This window comes from Pseudomonas sp. CDFA 610, assembly GCF_021147865.1.
Lineage (GTDB): Bacteria > Pseudomonadota > Gammaproteobacteria > Pseudomonadales > Pseudomonadaceae > Aquipseudomonas > Aquipseudomonas alliivorans.
This window is the reverse complement of record NZ_JAGTPM010000007.1, coordinates 308,581-325,575: the sequence shown is the minus strand read 5'-3', so window position 1 is coordinate 325,575 and position 16,995 is coordinate 308,581. Positions and strand designations below refer to the sequence as shown.

The 16,995-nt window shown below is 60.2% G+C and carries 14 protein-coding genes; 9 read left to right on the top strand and 5 right to left on the bottom strand.

The features are described from left to right. Nucleotides 1-5: 5 nt before the first annotated feature. Nucleotides 6-2,096 carry a type III secretion system export apparatus subunit SctV gene (gene sctV, locus KDX39_RS15350; RefSeq protein WP_210075327.1) on the bottom strand — a complete coding sequence of 697 codons (2,091 nt, stop codon included), beginning with the start codon at nt 2,094-2,096 and terminating at the stop codon, nt 6-8. Further along, on the bottom strand, nt 2,093-3,202 hold the full coding sequence (sctW, locus tag KDX39_RS15345; RefSeq protein WP_231660952.1) for a type III secretion system gatekeeper subunit SctW: 1,110 nt from the start codon (nt 3,200-3,202) through the stop codon (nt 2,093-2,095). Before sctW ends, sctV begins: the two co-directional genes overlap by 4 nt. A gap of 261 nt (nt 3,203-3,463) precedes the next feature. On the opposite strand from sctW, the gene KDX39_RS15340 reads away from it, so the two are divergent. Further along, complete coding sequence (locus KDX39_RS15340) at nt 3,464-4,018, top strand: RNA polymerase sigma factor (RefSeq protein WP_029242882.1); 555 nt, start codon at nt 3,464-3,466, stop codon at nt 4,016-4,018. Beyond that, on the top strand, nt 4,018-4,599 hold the full coding sequence (locus KDX39_RS15335; protein WP_231660951.1) for a GNAT family N-acetyltransferase: 582 nt from the start codon (nt 4,018-4,020) through the stop codon (nt 4,597-4,599). Before KDX39_RS15340 ends, KDX39_RS15335 begins: the two co-directional genes overlap by 1 nt. Nucleotides 4,600-4,717: 118 nt before the next feature. On the opposite strand, the gene KDX39_RS15330 is transcribed toward KDX39_RS15335, so the two are convergent. Beyond that, the gene (locus KDX39_RS15330) at nt 4,718-6,301 is read right to left on the bottom strand and encodes an aldehyde dehydrogenase (NADP(+)) (RefSeq protein WP_099227952.1); all 1,584 of its coding nucleotides are present in this window, start codon (nt 6,299-6,301) and stop codon (nt 4,718-4,720) included. 275 nt (nt 6,302-6,576) lie between these two features. Then, the gene (locus tag KDX39_RS15325; RefSeq protein ID WP_231660950.1) at nt 6,577-7,467 is read right to left on the bottom strand and encodes a LysR family transcriptional regulator; all 891 of its coding nucleotides are present in this window, start codon (nt 7,465-7,467) and stop codon (nt 6,577-6,579) included. 103 nt (nt 7,468-7,570) lie between these two features. On the opposite strand from KDX39_RS15325, the gene KDX39_RS15320 reads away from it, so the two are divergent. The 3 genes from KDX39_RS15320 (at nt 7,571) to KDX39_RS15310 (ending at nt 10,018) form a co-directional block, all read left to right on the top strand. Next, nucleotides 7,571-8,113, top strand: coding sequence for a GNAT family N-acetyltransferase (locus tag KDX39_RS15320; protein ID WP_231660949.1), 543 nt, complete (start codon nt 7,571-7,573; stop codon nt 8,111-8,113). 5 nt (nt 8,114-8,118) lie between these two features. Further along, nucleotides 8,119-9,294 (top strand): MFS transporter, encoded by a 1,176-nt coding sequence (locus tag KDX39_RS15315; RefSeq protein WP_231660948.1) that lies wholly within the window; start codon nt 8,119-8,121, stop codon nt 9,292-9,294. Nucleotides 9,295-9,373: 79 nt separating this feature from the next. After that, nucleotides 9,374-10,018, top strand: coding sequence for a TetR/AcrR family transcriptional regulator (locus KDX39_RS15310; protein ID WP_099227949.1), 645 nt, complete (start codon nt 9,374-9,376; stop codon nt 10,016-10,018). Nucleotides 10,019-10,060: 42 nt separating this feature from the next. Here the strand turns inward: KDX39_RS15310 and KDX39_RS15305 are convergent, their stop codons facing one another. Then, nucleotides 10,061-12,802, bottom strand: a complete 2,742-nt coding sequence (locus tag KDX39_RS15305; protein WP_231660947.1) for a beta-glucosidase — start codon at nt 12,800-12,802, stop codon at nt 10,061-10,063. Nucleotides 12,803-13,285: 483 nt separating this feature from the next. Between KDX39_RS15305 and KDX39_RS15300 the strand changes: the two genes are divergently transcribed. From KDX39_RS15300 to gspG, 4 genes are all read left to right on the top strand, one after another. Next, nucleotides 13,286-13,513 carry a hypothetical protein gene (locus KDX39_RS15300; protein WP_231660946.1) on the top strand — a complete coding sequence of 76 codons (228 nt, stop codon included), beginning with the start codon at nt 13,286-13,288 and terminating at the stop codon, nt 13,511-13,513. A gap of 94 nt (nt 13,514-13,607) precedes the next feature. Further along, entirely contained in the window at nt 13,608-15,332 is a 1,725-nt protein-coding gene (gspE, locus tag KDX39_RS15295) for a type II secretion system ATPase GspE (RefSeq protein WP_231660945.1), read from the top strand. After that, the gene (gspF, locus tag KDX39_RS15290) at nt 15,329-16,531 is read left to right on the top strand and encodes a type II secretion system inner membrane protein GspF (protein ID WP_231660944.1); all 1,203 of its coding nucleotides are present in this window, start codon (nt 15,329-15,331) and stop codon (nt 16,529-16,531) included. The genes gspE and gspF overlap by 4 nt, the downstream gene beginning before the upstream one ends. 25 nt (nt 16,532-16,556) lie before the next feature. After that, nucleotides 16,557-16,988 carry a type II secretion system major pseudopilin GspG gene (gene gspG / locus KDX39_RS15285; protein WP_099228044.1) on the top strand — a complete coding sequence of 144 codons (432 nt, stop codon included), beginning with the start codon at nt 16,557-16,559 and terminating at the stop codon, nt 16,986-16,988. Nucleotides 16,989-16,995 lie beyond the last annotated feature (7 nt).

Genomic DNA, 16,995 nt, shown 5'->3' with positions numbered 1-16,995 from the left:
CTCCGTCAGGCCATCAGGTCGTAGGTTTCTTGCAGGTCAATCCGCCCCAGCACCTGGACCTGAACCGTGGGGATCAGCTCGGCGAAGGACAGCACGGGAACATGGTGAAACTGGTCGGTCAGCAGGCTGCGCAAAGGGCTGCGCAGGTCTTGAGCCACCAGCAGCACGGGTCTGGGGCTGGCTTGCAGCGGGAAGGCTTCGCGCAGTTGCTCGACCAGCGCGTTGCCCAGTTCCGGCTCCAGAGCAAAGTAGGATTCGTTCTGGGTCTGGCGCAGCGAGTCACGCAGCAGTACTTCGGTTTCCGGCGTCACCAGCCAGGTATGCAGCGTGTTTTCTTCACAATGCTGGTGGCAGATCTGGGCCTTGAGGGCGATGCGCACGTGATCGGTCAGAGCATTGAGGTCGCGCTCGTGCTGGCCTTGCTCGATCAGGGTCTCGGCAATCGGCCTGACCGAACGCAAGGACACCAGTTCGGCTGACAGGCGCTGCAGAACAGCGGCAAAACGCGCCAGCGGCAGGGTGCGCTGCAGTTCCTGCGCCAGTTCAGGCTGCTCGCTTTCCAGCCAACTGAGGATGGCCTTGCTCTCCTGCAGGCCGATGAATTGCGGCCCGGTGGCCTGGAAGGCGCGGCTCATGCGTTCCAGAATCAGCTCCAGCGAAGACACCCCGGCGTGCTCCTCCTCTTTGAGCAGCGGATCATCGATGTCCACCCAGACCCAGCGTGTCTCATCACGTTCGACACGGCCCGGCTCACCGGCGTCTTCATCGATTTCCCGATGATCGACAGCCACGCGCGCGGTGGTGAAGGTGGCGCGAATGAATGGCACTTCGTAGACGCAGAAACGGAATTCGTCGGGCTCGAAATGATCGGCGAACTCCATGTCGAACGAGGGCAGTGTCAGGCCAAAGTTGTGCACCAGCGTGTTGCGACGCTGACGAATGCCATGTATCAGCCTGTCGAGCTCTACCGTGCCCTGATGGCTGGAATGGCATTGCAGCAGGTAGGCCCGTGACGGATTGAAACGCCGGATGTCCTCGCGTCCGTTCAGCTCCGGCGCACCTTTGCTGGCTGCACCGATGCTGTCCTGATGCAGCTCTTTCTGGCGTATGCGCCAGAGCTGAATCAGGCCGCTGAACAGACACAGCAGAGCGATACAGGCGAAAACCACAGTCGGCATGCCCGGAATCAGCCCGAAACCCATCATGCCGATGGACGAAAAGACCCATGCCTTGGGCTGGCTGGTGAGCTGCTCGGCAATTTCATGACCGATGTTGGCGTCGGCCGTCTGACTGTCGGGTGCGACGCGGGTAATGATCATGCCCGCTGTCAGCGAGATCAGCAGGGCCGGGATCTGCGCAATCAGACCGTCGCCGATGGTCAGTACCGAATACAGGTGCATGGCATCGCCGGCTTCCATACCGTTCTGCAGCACGCCGATGGAGAAGCCGCCGATCAGGTTGATAAACACGATGACCAGACCGGCAATGGCGTCGCCCTTGACGAATTTCATCGCGCCGTCCATGGCGCCAAACAGCTGGCTTTCCTTGGACAACTGTTCACGGCGGTGCCGGGCCTCGCGCACGTTGATCAGGTTGGCCCGCAGGTCGCTGTCGATGGACATCTGTTTGCCGGGCATCGCGTCCAGCGTGAAGCGCGCAGCCACCTCCGCAACCCGTTCCGAGCCCTTGGTGATGACCAGAAAGTTGACGATGGTCAGAATCAGGAAGATCACCAGACCGACCGCCAGGTTGCCGCCCACCACGAAGCTGCCGAAGGCTTCGACGATGTGTCCGGCGTCCTGTTGCAGCAGAATCAGACGGGTCGTTGCAATCGACAGCGAAAGGCGAAACATGGTGGTCAGCAGCAGCACTGCCGGAAAGGTCGAGAAGGCCAGCGGACGTGGCAGGTACATCGCCAGTACGATCAGCAGCGATGAGATACAGATATTCAGTGCGATCAGCACGTCCACCAGCCAGGTCGGCAAGGGCAGAATCATCATGAAGACGATGGCCATGACCATGACTGCGCCGACGATTTCAGTGCGGCCCATGACCGCCAGTGCCAGGCGGTTGAGCAGGTGAATAATGCCGGTCATCCCGAGATTCTCCCGACATCGTCCATGCCCAGCGCCTTGCGCTCGTGACGCGCCATCTCATCCATCAGGCCCTGCAGAAGACGCAGACCGTTCTGTCGGGTCTTGAGGTCTTTCCAGAGCGTCAGCGGCAAGTTCTGCAGCAATGGGTACAAGCCGTTGAAGAACAGCGGTTGCAGCGTGGGCGTGCGGCCGATAGTTTCCTCGGCCAACAGCGTCAGGTCGCGGGCGAAGAAGCCGTTGCCGCAGAAGCGCAATACCCGCTTGCTCATGGCCAGCGGGGTCATGTTGCTGTCGGGCGCCTTGTGTGCCAGGCGCTGCAACAGCGCCAGACACGTCTTGATCAGGTTGTTCAGCTGTCCGCTGGCACCCAGGCCGCGCAGCATCGCTCGCAGGGCGCCGCCGGGTATCGACGGGGCGAGGGCGGCGATGTCATCGGCCAGTGCCCGTTGCAGGGTGCGCAGGCCGCGTGCGAACTGATCCTCGTTAAAGCGCTCCAGCAGTGACTCCAGCAGACTGGCCAACGGTTGCTGGCCGACGATGGCCTTGTAATACAGCAGGCGCATGGCGCTGCGTTCCTGAGGATCGCTGCTGAACAGGGCGATGGCGCTGGCGGTGTTGAGGCCCGCACGGATCTTGTCGCCGTGGCTCAGGCGCAATTCATCGATCAGCGCCATGGCCTGATCGTGAGTGTCCTCCTTGCCTTCGGTGGCGGACATGCGTACCACCTGTTGCAAAAGCAGGTCGGCCCTTGCCGGGTCGCCGCCAGCCTGGGCAAGCACATCCTTGAGCGAACCCTGCTGCTGCAACTGACTCTGCAGACGCCTGGCCTGTTGTTCCAGGCTGGGTTGGTCGGTGTTGTCCAGCAGGCGATAGAGCTCGGCGAGTTTTTCGACCCGCTCGACCCGTTGCGAACTCGTGCTTTCACGCACATGTCGTTCATCGAGCCCCTTGCTGTTGCGCTCCACACTTTCGCTGAATTTCATCGCCACTTCTTCCATCGAGTCCTGCAATGGATTTTTCGGAACCAGCGATTTGGTTTCAGGCACCGGCGGGCGCGGGATCAGGTCCGGCTCTGGACGGATGTCGATATAGGAATTGATCTTCATGGGCTGCGCTATCGCCTCGGAACAGGTGTGTCCTGAGTGGCGATTGCGGGCAACTGGTTCCTGCACTGCAGACCCACCAAAAGGTGTGCAACAACTGGCACAGCGTTTATGTCGGGAATGCCACATCTGGCACAAAACGGGTTTTCTGAAGAGATAAACGCCTTGTTTATCAATGGGTTGAAAATGTTTAAAGGTTGGTACGTTCGCTGCTCTCCCTTAGTGGCCATTGGTGGCATCACAACTGCGTATCAGGAGATAAACGTGGAAGGGAAAGACATTCAGCGAGACGGAACTGTCATTGGAGTAATTGCGCTGGATCTGGGAGGGCTTGCGAGGACAAGCGAGAAGAAACTCAGGGGATTCATTGGCAAACGAGTGTTCAATCAGGCCGATGTGGATGACCTGATGCAGATGACGTATCTGGAAGCCTGGCGCAACCAGCACAAGTTCATGGGCACCTCACGACCTGAAACCTGGCTGTTCGGCATTGCAGCGAACCTGGTCAGGAACCACTTCAAAACGTTTTACAACCAGCCTCAGCGCATGGAACTGACCGATACCGAAATGGAGAGTTTCGAGCACGGTCATGACCCGAGCATGCTGAGCGATCATCAACGCACATTGGGACGAACCCTGGCGGCCATTGAGGAACTGTCGGTGGATATGCGCGCGGTACTGGATCTGGTCGTCGATGCCGACGTCAGTTACCAGGACGCCGCACGACACCTGGCCGTCCCGATCGGCACCATCCGCTCGCGCCTGGCGCGGGCTCGGGGACAGCTCAAATCCAGTGTGTATTCCAAGGAGGTTCACTGATGAACAGTTTTGTCGACAGGCACTCACTGCAAAGCCTGCCACGCGGTATTCGTGAATCGACCGACGATGATCTGCCGGCAATGATGAGTATTTTCAACGAGACCGCAGCCAGCGGTGCCAATTCTCCCGTGACCCGGCCCATGACATACGAAGAGGTGAAGTTCTACGTCAACCTCTACAAGCGCGATGGCCTGCCGGTGTATGTCTATGAACGGCGGGGTGAGGTGCTGGGCTGGTTGTCGATCAACCGGTTCAGTTGGGGGACGCAGGCGTGTTTCCAGACCGGCGAGACCGCGATCTACGTGCGCGGCGACTACTATGGCAGCGGCATCGGTGTGGTGCTGGGTAAGGCGACCGTGTTGCTCGGGAGACAGGTCGGGCTGGAGAATCTGGTGGCCTGGATCATGGCGGCCAATCTGCCGAGTCAGAAGATTGTGACGGCCATCGGTGCGCGCCTTTGGGCCCGCCTGCCGAACATTGCCCGTTTCGGCGAGCAGCGTGCGGATGTGCTGCTGTTCGGGCTGCCCCTGACCGGCTCGCACACTGTGCCAGTGCAGATTCACGTATCGGAGGCTGTCTGATCCGCTGAGCGACGCAAGGGTCTGCATCAGTGATTTTCAGGGTGCAGACCCCGCATGAAAAAGAACGGCGCCACCCTTTCGGGTCGCGCCGCTTTTTATTGCTGTGAGCTGTCAGCGATCAAGCGATCGGCTGATCACTCCACTCGCCGTTGACCAGGCGACGCAAGCCCAGCGGGTTGGCGTTCTGCAGGGCAGGCGGCAACAGGCTGTCAGCCAGGTTCTGGTAGCAGACCGGACGCAGGAAACGGTCGATGGCCAGTGTGCCCACCGACGTACCGCGTGCATCCGAAGTGGCCGGGTATGGGCCGCCATGGACCATGGCTTCGCACACTTCAACACCGGTCGGGTAGCCGTTGTACAGAATACGGCCGACTTTCTCTTCCAGCAGCGGTTGCAGCCAGCTGTACTGGCTCAGGTCGGCAGGTTCACCGATCAGGGTGGCGGTCAGTTGACCGCGCAGCGCCAGCAGCGCCTCTTTCAATTGCGCATCGTCAGCGACTTCGATGACCAGCGTGGTCGGACCGAAGACTTCTTCCTGCAACAGTTGATCGCCATTGAGCAGCAGGCTGACGTCAGCCTTGAACAGCTGTGCCTGAGCCTGTTTGCCTTCCTGCGGCTTGCCGGCCAGGTGAGTGACACCCGGATGCGACAGCAGGTGCTCGACGCCCTTGCTGTAGCTGCGCAGACCGCCTGCGTTGAGCATGGTCTGTGGTGCCTGGCTGCCCATCTGCTCGGTCAGTTGCTCGAGGAACGACGAGAAGGCAGGGGAGCGCAGACCAATGACTACGCCAGGGTTGGTGCAGAACTGGCCGGCGCCCATCACCACGGACGCTGCGAGCTCCTTGGCAACGGTTTCGCCGCGCGCAGTCAGAGCGCCCGGCAGCAGGATGACCGGGTTGATGCTCGACATCTCGGCGAAGACCGGAATGGGTTGCGGCCGCTCGGCAGCCATTTTGCACAGGGCGTTACCGCCATTGAGCGATCCGGTGAAGCCGACAGCCTGGATGGCCGGATGCTTGACCAGACCTTCGCCCACGCCGTTGCCGAAGATCATGTTGAACACGCCTTTCGGCATGCCTGTGGCTTCAGCCGCACGGATGATGGCGCTGGCGACCAGATCAGCCGTCGCCATGTGGCCGCTGTGGGCCTTGAACACGACCGGGCAACCGGCGGCCAGTGCGGCAGCCGTGTCGCCGCCAGCCGTGGAAAAGGCCAGCGGGAAGTTGCTGGCACCGAACACGGCAACCGGGCCGACGCCGATGCGGTACTGGCGCAGATCAACGCGCGGCAGTGGCTTGCGGTCCGGCAGGGCCTGGTCGATGCGCGCACCGACGAAGTCGCCACGGCGCAGCACTTTGGCGAACAGACGCATCTGGCCGCTGGTACGGCCGCGTTCACCCTGGATGCGCATTTGCGGCAGGGCGGTTTCCTGGCAGACGATGGCGACGAAGTCATCACCCAACTGGTCCAGTTCGTCGGCGATGGCGTCGAGGAATTCGGCGCGGCGAACCGGGCTCAGCTGACGGTATTCAGGGAAGGCGTTTTTGGCAGCCAGAGCTGCAGCGTCGATTTCGCCGTCGGTGGCCTGATGAAAGCTGTAGGGCAGTTCTTCGCCCGTGGTGGCATCCAGACTTTTTTGCAGGCTTTGGCCCAGAGCGCTGCGGCCGCCAGCGATGAAGTTCTGGCCGAGAATGTTAGGCATCGGTATCTCCTGTTGTTTTGAAGGTGGAGGCGGGCGCCGAGTACAGGGCCTTGCGCTCCTTATGGGTTGCCGAGTTGCTTTACGGTGTTCGGGGTTGGCTGGCGTTCATCGAGCAGGCCAGCCCTCCAGTCTCTGGAAAGTCGGCAGTCATCGTACAACTTGAGTCGCTGCCGATGCAACTGCCGGGCAGCGTTTGTGACGGTCCGACGATTGCGCGCAGGACGGCGACTCTTTATCGAACAGGAACGTTTAGATCCCGGAATCATGAGCCGTATTTATGACCCTTTGAGGGTCTGCAATGCTTCAAGCACCTGACGAAGTGCCTTGCTGACCGGTTTGTCCTGACGCAGCACGATACCCAGAGTGCGGCCCAGTCGCGGGCTCAGCGCATGCACCTGCAGGCCGCGGCGATGGTGAACCGCAGCCACCGACATGCGTGGCACGATGCTGTAGCCCAATCCGGCGGCGACCATTTCCTTGATCGCTTCGATGCTGCCCAGCTCCATCACCGGCTTGACGCGAATCCCGGCCTGTAGATACCACTCGTTGATCAACAGCCGCGTACTGCTTCCGGCTTCGAACACCACCAGTGGCAGTTCACTCAGATGCTCGGGTGTCATCGCATCGGGGAGGGGCTGATGGCTGCTGGCGAAAATGGCCACGAATTCGTCATCCAGCAGGGGGGTAACATCAAGGCTGCGGCCTGAGGCGGGCAGAGTGACCAGCGCCAGATCCAGCCGGTTTTCTTCCACAGCCTTGAGAATGCCGTCGGTGTTACCGGTGCTGACCCGCACATCCAGCCGCGCGAAGCGTCGACGCAATGCCTGTAATAACGGCGGCAGTAAATGAATACAGGCCGTGGCGCCGGTGCCGATGGCGACTTGTCCGGCAATACCGTCGGCGTGGCTGGACAGGTCAAGCAATGCGTCCTCGACCACCGCATCAATGCGTGAAATATGCTGCAGCAGGGTCTCGCCCGCCGAGGTGGGTTTCAAGCGTTTGCCCACGCGCTCGATCAGACGCAGGTTGAGTTGATCTTCCAACTGCCGCACTTGCAGACTGACTGCGGGCTGCGTCAGGTGAAGCCGCTCGGCTGCGGCGGAAAAACTGCCATGGGCGATGACCAGTGAGAAAGTATGCAGATGATTCAGGTTCAGGCGGCGCATGACAAAGTATTTCTTATGCTGTGGATGATTAATCATAGCTTTTTTAATGAAGGCGACGAACGCATCATTGCAACCACTCCCTGACACCCTCCAAGAGCCTGCCATGAGCCTGATATTCAACCTGCGCGACGCCTGCGAAGACGACATGCCTGTCATTCAGGCGATTTATGCCGACCACGTCCTGCATGGCATCTCCAGTTTTGAACTGGAACCGCCCAGCGTTGGAGAACTGGCGCGTCGCCGCGCACTGGTCGTTGAGAGCGGCTTGCCGTATCGGGTGGCCGAGCATGCCGGGGAAGTCGTGGGTTATGGCTATGCCACGCTTTATCGGCCTCGTCCGGCGTATCGCTTTACCGTGGAGGACTCTGTTTATGTGCGTAATGGAATGGGCGGCATGGGGATCGGCAGGGCGCTGCTGGGTGATCTGATCTGGCACTGCGAACAGGGTGGCTGGCGGCAGATGGTGGCGGTGATCGGCAACAGCGAAAACGCCGCGTCCATCGGCCTGCACGAAAGCTTCGGATTCCGTCGGGTCGGGGTGTTCGAGTCAGTGGGGTTCAAGCATGGCCGCTGGGTGGACACCGTGCTGATGCAGTGTGCGCTGGGTGATGGTGCCTCGACGTTCCCCGTTGATCGCACGGTCTGACTGGCATGCACGGTCCCGACCTGTCCCGGTTCGCCGTTGTCAGGCTGGGCTTGGCACAGTTGATCATCTGGGGCACCACGTTTTACCTGCCGGGTGCGTTCGGTAACGCTATCGCTGCAGATCTGGGCTGGAGCGGGCAGCGGGTGTTTTCCGGCCTGTCGGTGGCGCTGCTGATAATGGGGTTTGTATCGCCAGCCGTCTCGTGGCTGATCCTGCGCCTGGGGGCTCGTCAGGTGCTGCAACTGGGCAGCATGCTGGCGGCTTTGGGGTGTTGCGTGCTGGCGCTGTGCGAAACCGTGCCGGTCTGGTTTCTCGGCTGGGCCGTGCTGGGCGTCGGCATGCGTCTGTCGCTTTACGACGCTTTGTTTGCAGCGCTGGCCGGGCTGATCGGAGCGCGCTCCCGGCCAATGATGGTACAAATCACCCTGCTGGGCGGTCTGTCGTCAGCCGTGTTCTGGCCCCTGGGTCATGCGTTGCTGGAGACATTCGGCTGGCGCAGCGCGGTGGCGGTTTACGGATGTTTCGCGCTGCTGGGTGGTTTGCTGATGAGCGGACTGCCCGATGCGGCGGCTCCCGTTACCAGGCCCGCCGATGACATGCCCGATACGGAAGTGACGGCGAGCTGGCTGCGCCAGTCGGGTTATGCGCTGTGCATGATATTGATCGGTTTCATGTCAGCGGGGTTGTCCGCCCATTTGCCGGCCTTGCTGGCATCTTTTGGCGTGCCTGTGGCCTGGGTGGCGCTGTGGGGCATCGGCCAGACCTGTGCACGGCTGATCAATCGCGTGATGGGGCAGAACCTGTCGGCCTTGCGCCTGAACGTCTGGGTCGCGGCCGGGATGGCGCTGTGTTTCGTCCTGGCTTTGCACAGTCAGGGGCTTGTGGTGCCGGCGTGTCTGTTTGTGTTCGGTTACGGCGCGATGAACGGGCTGGGCACGCTGTTACGGGCCAGTCTGCCGTTCGAGCTTTTTGCGCATCATCACTATGCGCGGTTGCAGGGCCGCCTGCTGGCGCCCGGTTTTTTGCTTTCCGCTGCCGCGCCCTGGTTTTATGCCTGGGTTCAGGAGGCGACGGGTGATCGGGGCCTGTTATGGCTGTCGCTCGGTATCAGTTGCGTTGCGCTGCTGATGGCGCTGATTCTGCAACGGCACTGCCGTCCCACGCTGTCCGTCCCTATGTGAAATACCATTCATGGTCAATACCGTTGCCAGCTTTTACCTGAATGGTTAGGGTACGCGGCTGTTCAAGAAGGAACCTGATATGACCCAGCATGATCCCAGGGAAACGGTTGCCACGGCACCTCGGCAACGACGTGCACCGAAGGGAGAAAAAAGACGTGAAGAACTGCTCGATGCCGCCTTGCAGGTATTCTCGCTGGAGGGCTACACCGGCGCGTCCGTGGCCAAGGTGGCGGCTATCGTGGGGATTTCCGTTGCCGGATTGCTCCATCACTTTCCGAGCAAGATTTCTCTGCTCATGGGCGTGCTGGAACGACGCGACGAAGTCAACGGGCGCATTGCCGCTGAAGTGCGCACGGACGACAGCCTGACCGGTCTGCTGGGCGGTCTGCGTGCGATCAATCAATCCAACTCGACTGCACCGGGCGTGGTGCGGGCGTTCTCGATTCTCAATGCCGAAAGTCTGCTGGACAACCAGCCTGCCTATGAATGGTTCCAGACCCGCTACGCACGCATACACGCGCACCTGCTGGCGCAGTTCACGGCGTTGGTGGAGCGTGGGGAGGTGAGGGCGGATGTGGATCTGGACATGCTGATCCAGCAGATCCTGTCGATGATGGACGGGTTGCAGATTCAATGGCTGCGCTTTCCCGAGCGGGTGGACCTGGTCGAGACGTTCGATGCCTACATTGCGCAGGTCGATGCAGCAGTAAGGGCTCGTCCTTGAGCCTTGTTCTGTCCCTGATTCAGTCAGTCACTGCGTAAACGCTTACTCGACAGTCTGATCGAACACGCCGCCGGTTTTCACCGGTGGCTTCTCGACGTTCACCGAGTTCAGCGCCGAACGTGGCAGCGGGTTGCTGGTGGTGGTCGAGAGTTCCTGGCGGAACGAGTTGGTCAGCTTGGCGTTCAGGCGAATGTCCTGCGACGAAGCACCCAGAGACAGGTTGAAGGTGTCGGCGTCGACCACCCACTGATTGGTCTTGGTGTCGAAGTAGGCCAGCGAGCGATCATTCAGTTCGATGGTCACGCGCTTGCTTTCACCCGGCTTGAGGAACACCTTCTTGTAGCCTTTGAGTTCCTTGATCGGACGCTCGACTTTCGGGTTCTGCTGACCGACGTACAACTGCGCCACTTCCGAACCGCCCACCTTGCCGGTGTTGGTCAGGTCGAACGACACCTTGATCGGCGTGTTGCCCACCGCAACGCCTGGCGTCACGCTGATGTTGCTGTAGCCGAAGGTGGTGTACGACAGGCCATAGCCGAACGGATACAGCGGCTTGATGCCTTTCTTCTCGTAGCCGCGATAACCCAGCATCAGGTCATCCTTGTAGCTCATTTCGGCCAGCGAGTTCTGGTTGTCGAACTTCGGGAAGGTCTCGAAAATCGGGTTGTCTTCGATGTTGCGTTCGATACTGATCGGCAGCTTGCCCGACGGGTTGACCTTGCCGAACAGGATTTCAGCCAGTGCCTGGCCGCCGTTCTGACCCGGGTAGAACGCGTGCAGAGCGACCGGAACCTGCTCGATCCAGTCGCTCATTTTCAGACCGGTACCGCCGAACATGGTCACGACGGTGTTCGGGTTGACCTTGGCGATGCTCTGGATCAACTGGCTCTGGTACTCAGGCAGATCGAAGCTGTGGTCGAAACCTTCACCTTCGTATTCGCTGCTGTTACCCACTGCCACCACGACAGCGTCGTAGGCCGACAGATCCTGAGGCGCGTTCAGTGACGCCCAGCTCATCTGTACGCCCACCAGGCCGCCCATGGTCGACAGGTAGCCGGCACGGCGCGAGTATTCAAGCTTCACGTCGTAGGACTGACCCGCCTGCAGGTTGATCTTGGCGAATTCCGGGATGGTTGGCGGAATGCTGTTGCCCGGCAGTGGCTTGCCGTCACCGTTGTCGATGATCAGCTTGCCATTGACCCACAGGCGCACGGCACCGTCAGCACGGACCTTGAAGACCTGATCGCCGCTTTCGGTCGGTGTGATCTTGCCGGTGTAGCGGATCGAGGTCGACGAGGTGTCGCCGTTGAGCGAGCCTGCGGTCGAACCTTTGCTGGTGTACGGGTCGGAGCCGGACAGATTGCTTTCGAACGGCAGGTCCTTGTCGTTGGCCCAGTCCAGATCGACATGCTGCTCGGTACGGGTCACGGCAGCATCACCGGACCAGTTGGCATTGCTGAAGTACTCGACCTTCATGCCCTGGATGTCTTTGCCCGCCTGGTCTGTGCTGCTCCAGGTTGTGGTAGTCGGGTCCAGCGACAGGCCGTCGATGAATTCGACCTTGGCGTTCGGCGCCATCTGCTGCAGACCGCTCAGCTCGCTGATGTAATGGCTGGCCATGACATTGGCGCTGCCGAAACCGGTCGGTGGGGCGTACTTGGCCAGGTTGCCGACCACGGCGATGCGCTTGGCTTTCTGCTTGTCCAGCGGCAGCAGGTCGTTCTGGTTCTTCAGCAGCACGATGCCTTCACGGGCAGCGTTCAGTGCAACCTTGTTGCTGGTTGCGCTGTTCATGTTATGCAGGGTCGACGGGGTCTTGCTGTCGAACTTGTACAGGTAGATCTGCTTGAGGATGCGGCGCACCTTGTCGTCGATGGTCGCAGCGCTCAGCTCACCGCTGTCCAGGTAAGGCTTGAGAACATTGCTGTTCATCTGAAAGCCCATCATGTCCAGGTCGGTGCCCGCCTGAGCGGCATCCAGACCATGAACCACTGCGTTGTAGTCGCTCTGCACGAAGCCTTTGTAGCCCCATTCCTTCTTCAGGATCTGGCTGATCAGGTGATCGTTTTCGCAGGCGAATTCGCCGTTCACTTTCTGGAACGCGCACATCATCATCGCGACGTTGCCGTTCTTCGAGGCCGATTCGAACGCAGGCAATGACATTTCGCGCAGTACACGCTCGCTCATGATCTGGTCGAGGTTGAAGCGGTTGCTTTCCTGGTCATTGGCCGCGTAGTGCTTGGCGTTCGCCCATACACCACGAGACTGGATGCCGTTGATCACGCCCGGTGCCAGGCTGGCGCCGAGGAACGGGTCTTCACCGGACAGGTATTCGAACGCACGGCCGCCGTATGGCATGCGGTACAGGTTGACGCCAGGACCGGTGACGAACTGATAGCCGCCGACTGCCGTGTCATAGCCCAGCGCACGGCCCAGGTCGATGGCGCGACGCGGGTTCCAGGTGGCTGCAAGGTTAGGGCCGGACGGATAAACCACGCCCTGAGCGTTGCCTTCACTGGTGTAACGCACGCCAACGCCGCCGTCGGCGCCGTGAATTTGCGGAACGCCGTAATTGGAAAGGGGTTTCACATCCCAGCCGCCCGTACCGCCGATATAGGCCAGCTTTTCTTCCTGGGTCATCTTGTCCAGCGTCTTCTGTGCCGCTTTTTCAGCACGGGCTTCGCGTGCCTGCAGCGTCGAAGCGTCAGCAGCATGCACCTGCGATACTGCCAGCGCCAGCAAGGCCAGTGCGGAATGCGCACCCATCATCTTTCGCTTATTCATACAGCTCTCCAACGACATTTCAATTAAAAGTTTTCCCACAGGCAAGCGCACTATTCAGCGCCTGGCTGTGTTCTTTTCTTTAGGCAACAGTGACCCGTAATCGCGACTGACGCTATTATTACAGCGTGCGATTCGTGGACTTTTTCAATCAAGTTTCACGTTTTAGTTATTGTGTTTTATATTGCGGGGAGTGCCATCACTGAGCTATCATTGATGGCACTTTGAATTCGCAAAGCGTTACAATTAAGTCGAAATTCGGGCGTTAATGTCAAACAAAAGCGTATTTTTCTTGTTTTTGTGGTTTTTTTCTTACACTTCAGGAACTCTTATTAAACCTACTGGTCGATGGGTTTAAGATTTTTAAGGTGCCCTCAGGTCTATCTTACGTTTCCAGTAGTGGCACCGTGGTGTTCTTTCCGATCTTTATCGTTAATGGCCCTTCCTGTTGGAGGGTTTAATGTTTTATCCAGTGGAGTAATTGTTATGAAGTTGTCCAACATGGCAGCAGGTGTAATGGCGGGTCTTGCATTGAGCGGTGCGGTTCTTGCCGCCGAAGCGACGGATACCGATGCAACTTCGGGTGCCACCGATTCGACCGTCATGACCCAGACCACCGATGCAAAAGCGGCGCAAAAGGCGCAGCAGCAGAAGACTCAAACCACAAAAGGTGGTCGTCCACAGAACGCAACGCCTCAGAAACAGTCAAACTGACCGTTTGATGCTTCTGACCACGACCTTTGCAGTGCCTTTTCAAGGCGGGCGAGGGTCGTGAACCTGTCCCTCCGAGTAGTAGATGTTCTCGCCCATGCAGCCAATTCCCGTCGATGCCTCTCGAATACTGATCCCCGATGCAGGACAGGTGTGTGCCTGGCTTACGGAAAATGCAGGCCTCAAGCCTCAGGATCTGGAGCGCGCACAGCGCTTGCAGCAGGAGTCCGAAGGCACGGAGCTGCTTGGGTTGTTGACGCGACTGGGGCTGGTGTCCGAGTTCGAACTGGCACGGGCCTGGGCCGCGTTGCTGAACGCGCCTTTATTGATGGCCGAAGCGCTGCCGCCTATGCTGGACCCGTTGCCCCCGCTGACCGAACGCTTCATGCGGCAGTATCAGGTGGTGCCGGTCGGCTGGAGCGATGACGGCGTACAGGTGCTGAGCGCCAACCCCAGCGTGCTGTATCCGTTTGAAGCGATTGCCTATGCCTGCGACGTGCCAGTGCAGGTGGCCGTCGGTCCACGTAACGAAGTGGAAACCCTGATCGAGCGTTATTACGGCCAGGGTCGTTCGGCGATGGGTACGTTGATCGAGAATCTCGACGACGAAGGTGGCTCGCTGGAGGACATCGAGCACCTCAAGGACCTGGCGTCCGAGGCGCCCGTCATTCGCCTGGTCAACCTGATTCTGCAGCGCGCCGTCGAACAGCGCGCGTCCGACATTCATATCGAACCGTTCGAAAGCCAGCTCAAGGTGCGTTATCGCATTGATGGTGTGCTTCACGAAGCAGAGGCACCGCCGTCCAGTTCGTCTGCTGCAGTGATTTCCCGCGTGAAGATCATGGCCCGGCTGGACATCGCCGAGCGTCGTCTGCCGCAGGACGGGCGGATCATGCTGCGTATTCAAGGCAAGGAACTGGACCTGCGGGTCTCGACCGTGCCGACCAGCTTTGGCGAATCCGTGGTGATGCGTCTGCTGGATCGCCAGACCATCGATTTCGATTTTCCCAGCCTGGGGTTCGACGGTGAGCGCCTCGACCATTTTCTCAACGTGCTTGAACGGCCCCACGGCATTCTCCTGGTCACCGGCCCCACCGGGTCCGGCAAGACCACCACGCTCTACACCGCTCTGTCGCGGCTCAACACTGCCGAGCGCAAGATCATCACCGTTGAAGACCCGGTGGAATACCAGCTCGAAGGCATCAATCAAATTCAGGTCAAACCGGCCATCGGGTTGGACTTTGCCGGCGCGCTGCGCTCCATCGTGCGTCAAGACCCGGACGTGATCATGATCGGTGAGATGCGCGACCTTGAAACCTGTCGCATCGCCATTCAGTCCTCGCTGACCGGTCACCTGGTGCTTTCCACTCTGCACACCAACAGTGCGGCGGCGAGTATCACCCGTCTGCTGGATATGGGCGTCGAAAGCTACCTCATCGCTTCAACCGTCAATGGGATTCTGGCGCAGCGTCTGGTACGTCGCCTTGACCCGGAAACCCGTGAAGCCTTCGAAGCACCGCCTGAGCTGATTGCCGAGCATGGCCTTGAGCGGTTCACCGACGAGCGTCCGATCCGCCTTTATCGGCCGCGATCCGATGCGCCGGGCGGCGGCTATCGTGGCCGTAGTGCGATCACCGAACTGCTGGTGATGAATGAAGAGCTGCGCAGTCTGCTGATGCGCCATGCCGATGCGTCCACGCTGGAAGAGGCGGCTCGTCGCGGTGGTTTGCGCACGTTGCATGAAGAAGGTCTGCGTCAGGCGGTGGCCGGCGTCACCTCGCTGGAAGAAGTGCTGCGCGTCACACGGGGTGAGGGCTCATGAGTCTGTTCAAGTACCGCGCGCTGGATGCGCAGGGCGCGCCGCAGAACGGCACCCTGGAAGCCAGGGATCAGGAGGCCGCAGTCGCCGCCCTGCAAAAGCGCGGTCTGATGGTCCTGCAGGTCGACAATGCAGGTCTCGGCGGCCTGCGTCGTGCGCTGGGCAGCGGTATGCTCAATGGTGCCGCGCTGGTCAGCTTCACCCAGCAACTGGCGACCTTGCTCGGCGCCGGGCAACCGCTGGAACGATCTCTCGGCATTCTGCTCAAACAGCCCGGCCAACCTCAGACCCGAGCCTTGATCGAGCGGATTCGCGAACAGGTCAAGGCTGGCAAGCCATTGTCCGTTGCGCTGGAAGAAGAGGGCAGTCAGTTCTCGCCGCTTTATATCAGTATGGTTCGTGCAGGTGAGGCCGGTGGCGCGCTGGAAAGCACCCTGCGCCAGTTGAGCGATTACCTGGAGCGTAGTCAGTTGCTGCGCGGCGAAGTCATCAACGCGTTGATCTACCCAGCGTTTCTGGTCGTCGGCGTGCTCGGTTCGCTGGCCCTGCTGCTGGCCTACGTGGTGCCGCAGTTCGTTCCTATTTTCAAGGATCTCGGGGTGCCTATCCCGTTGATTACCGAGGTTATCCTGAGCCTGGGACAATTTCTCGGCGATTACGGGCTGGCGGTTTTCGCCGGTCTGATCGTGCTGATCTGGGGGCTGGTGATCAGCATGCGCGATCCCCAGCGCCGTGAGCGTCATGATCGTCGGGTACTGGGCATCCGGGTCATCGGCCCATTGTTGCAACGTATCGAGGCCGCGCGATTGACCCGTACGCTGGGCACGCTGTTGAGCAACGGTGTCGCTCTGCTCCAGGCGCTGGTGATTGCCCGGCAGGTCTGCACGAACCGCGCACTGCAGGCGCAGGTGGCGCAGGCTGCCGAGTCGGTGAAAGGAGGCGGAACGCTGGCGAGCGCTTTTGGCGCGCAGCCGCTGCTTCCCGATCTGGCCCTGCAAATGATCGAAGTCGGCGAACAGGCCGGCGAACTGGACAGCATGCTGCTTAAAGTGGCCGATGTCTTCGACGTCGAAGCCAAGCGTGGCATCGACCGGATGCTTGCCGCACTGGTCCCGGCGCTCACGGTTGTCATGGCAGGCATGGTAGCTGTGATCATGCTGGCGATCATGCTGCCGCTGATGAGCCTGACCAGCAATATCTGAATTCATGAACGAGGAAACCATCCCGATGAACCTTAGCCGTACACGCTTTACCGTTGCACGCCGACAAAGCGGCTTCACCTTGCTGGAAATGCTTGCGGTCATCGTGCTGCTGGGCATCGTGGCGACCATCGTCGTACGCCAGGTAGGCGGTAACGTCGACAAGGGCAAATATGGCGCAGGCAAGGCGCAACTGGCGAGCCTGGGCATGAAGATCGAGAGCTATGCGCTGGACGTCGGCTCGCCGCCCAAGACCTTGCAGCAGTTGACCGACAAGCCTGGCAACGCCGCTGGCTGGAATGGCCCGTATGCCAAGCCTTCGGACCTGAAAGACCCGTTTGGCCATGCCTTCGGCTATCGCTTCCCCGGTCAGCATGGCAGCTTCGACCTGATCTTCTACGGACAGGACGGCCAGCCCGGCGGCGAAGGTTACAGCGCCGACCTGGGCAACTGGGAGTAAATGCCGG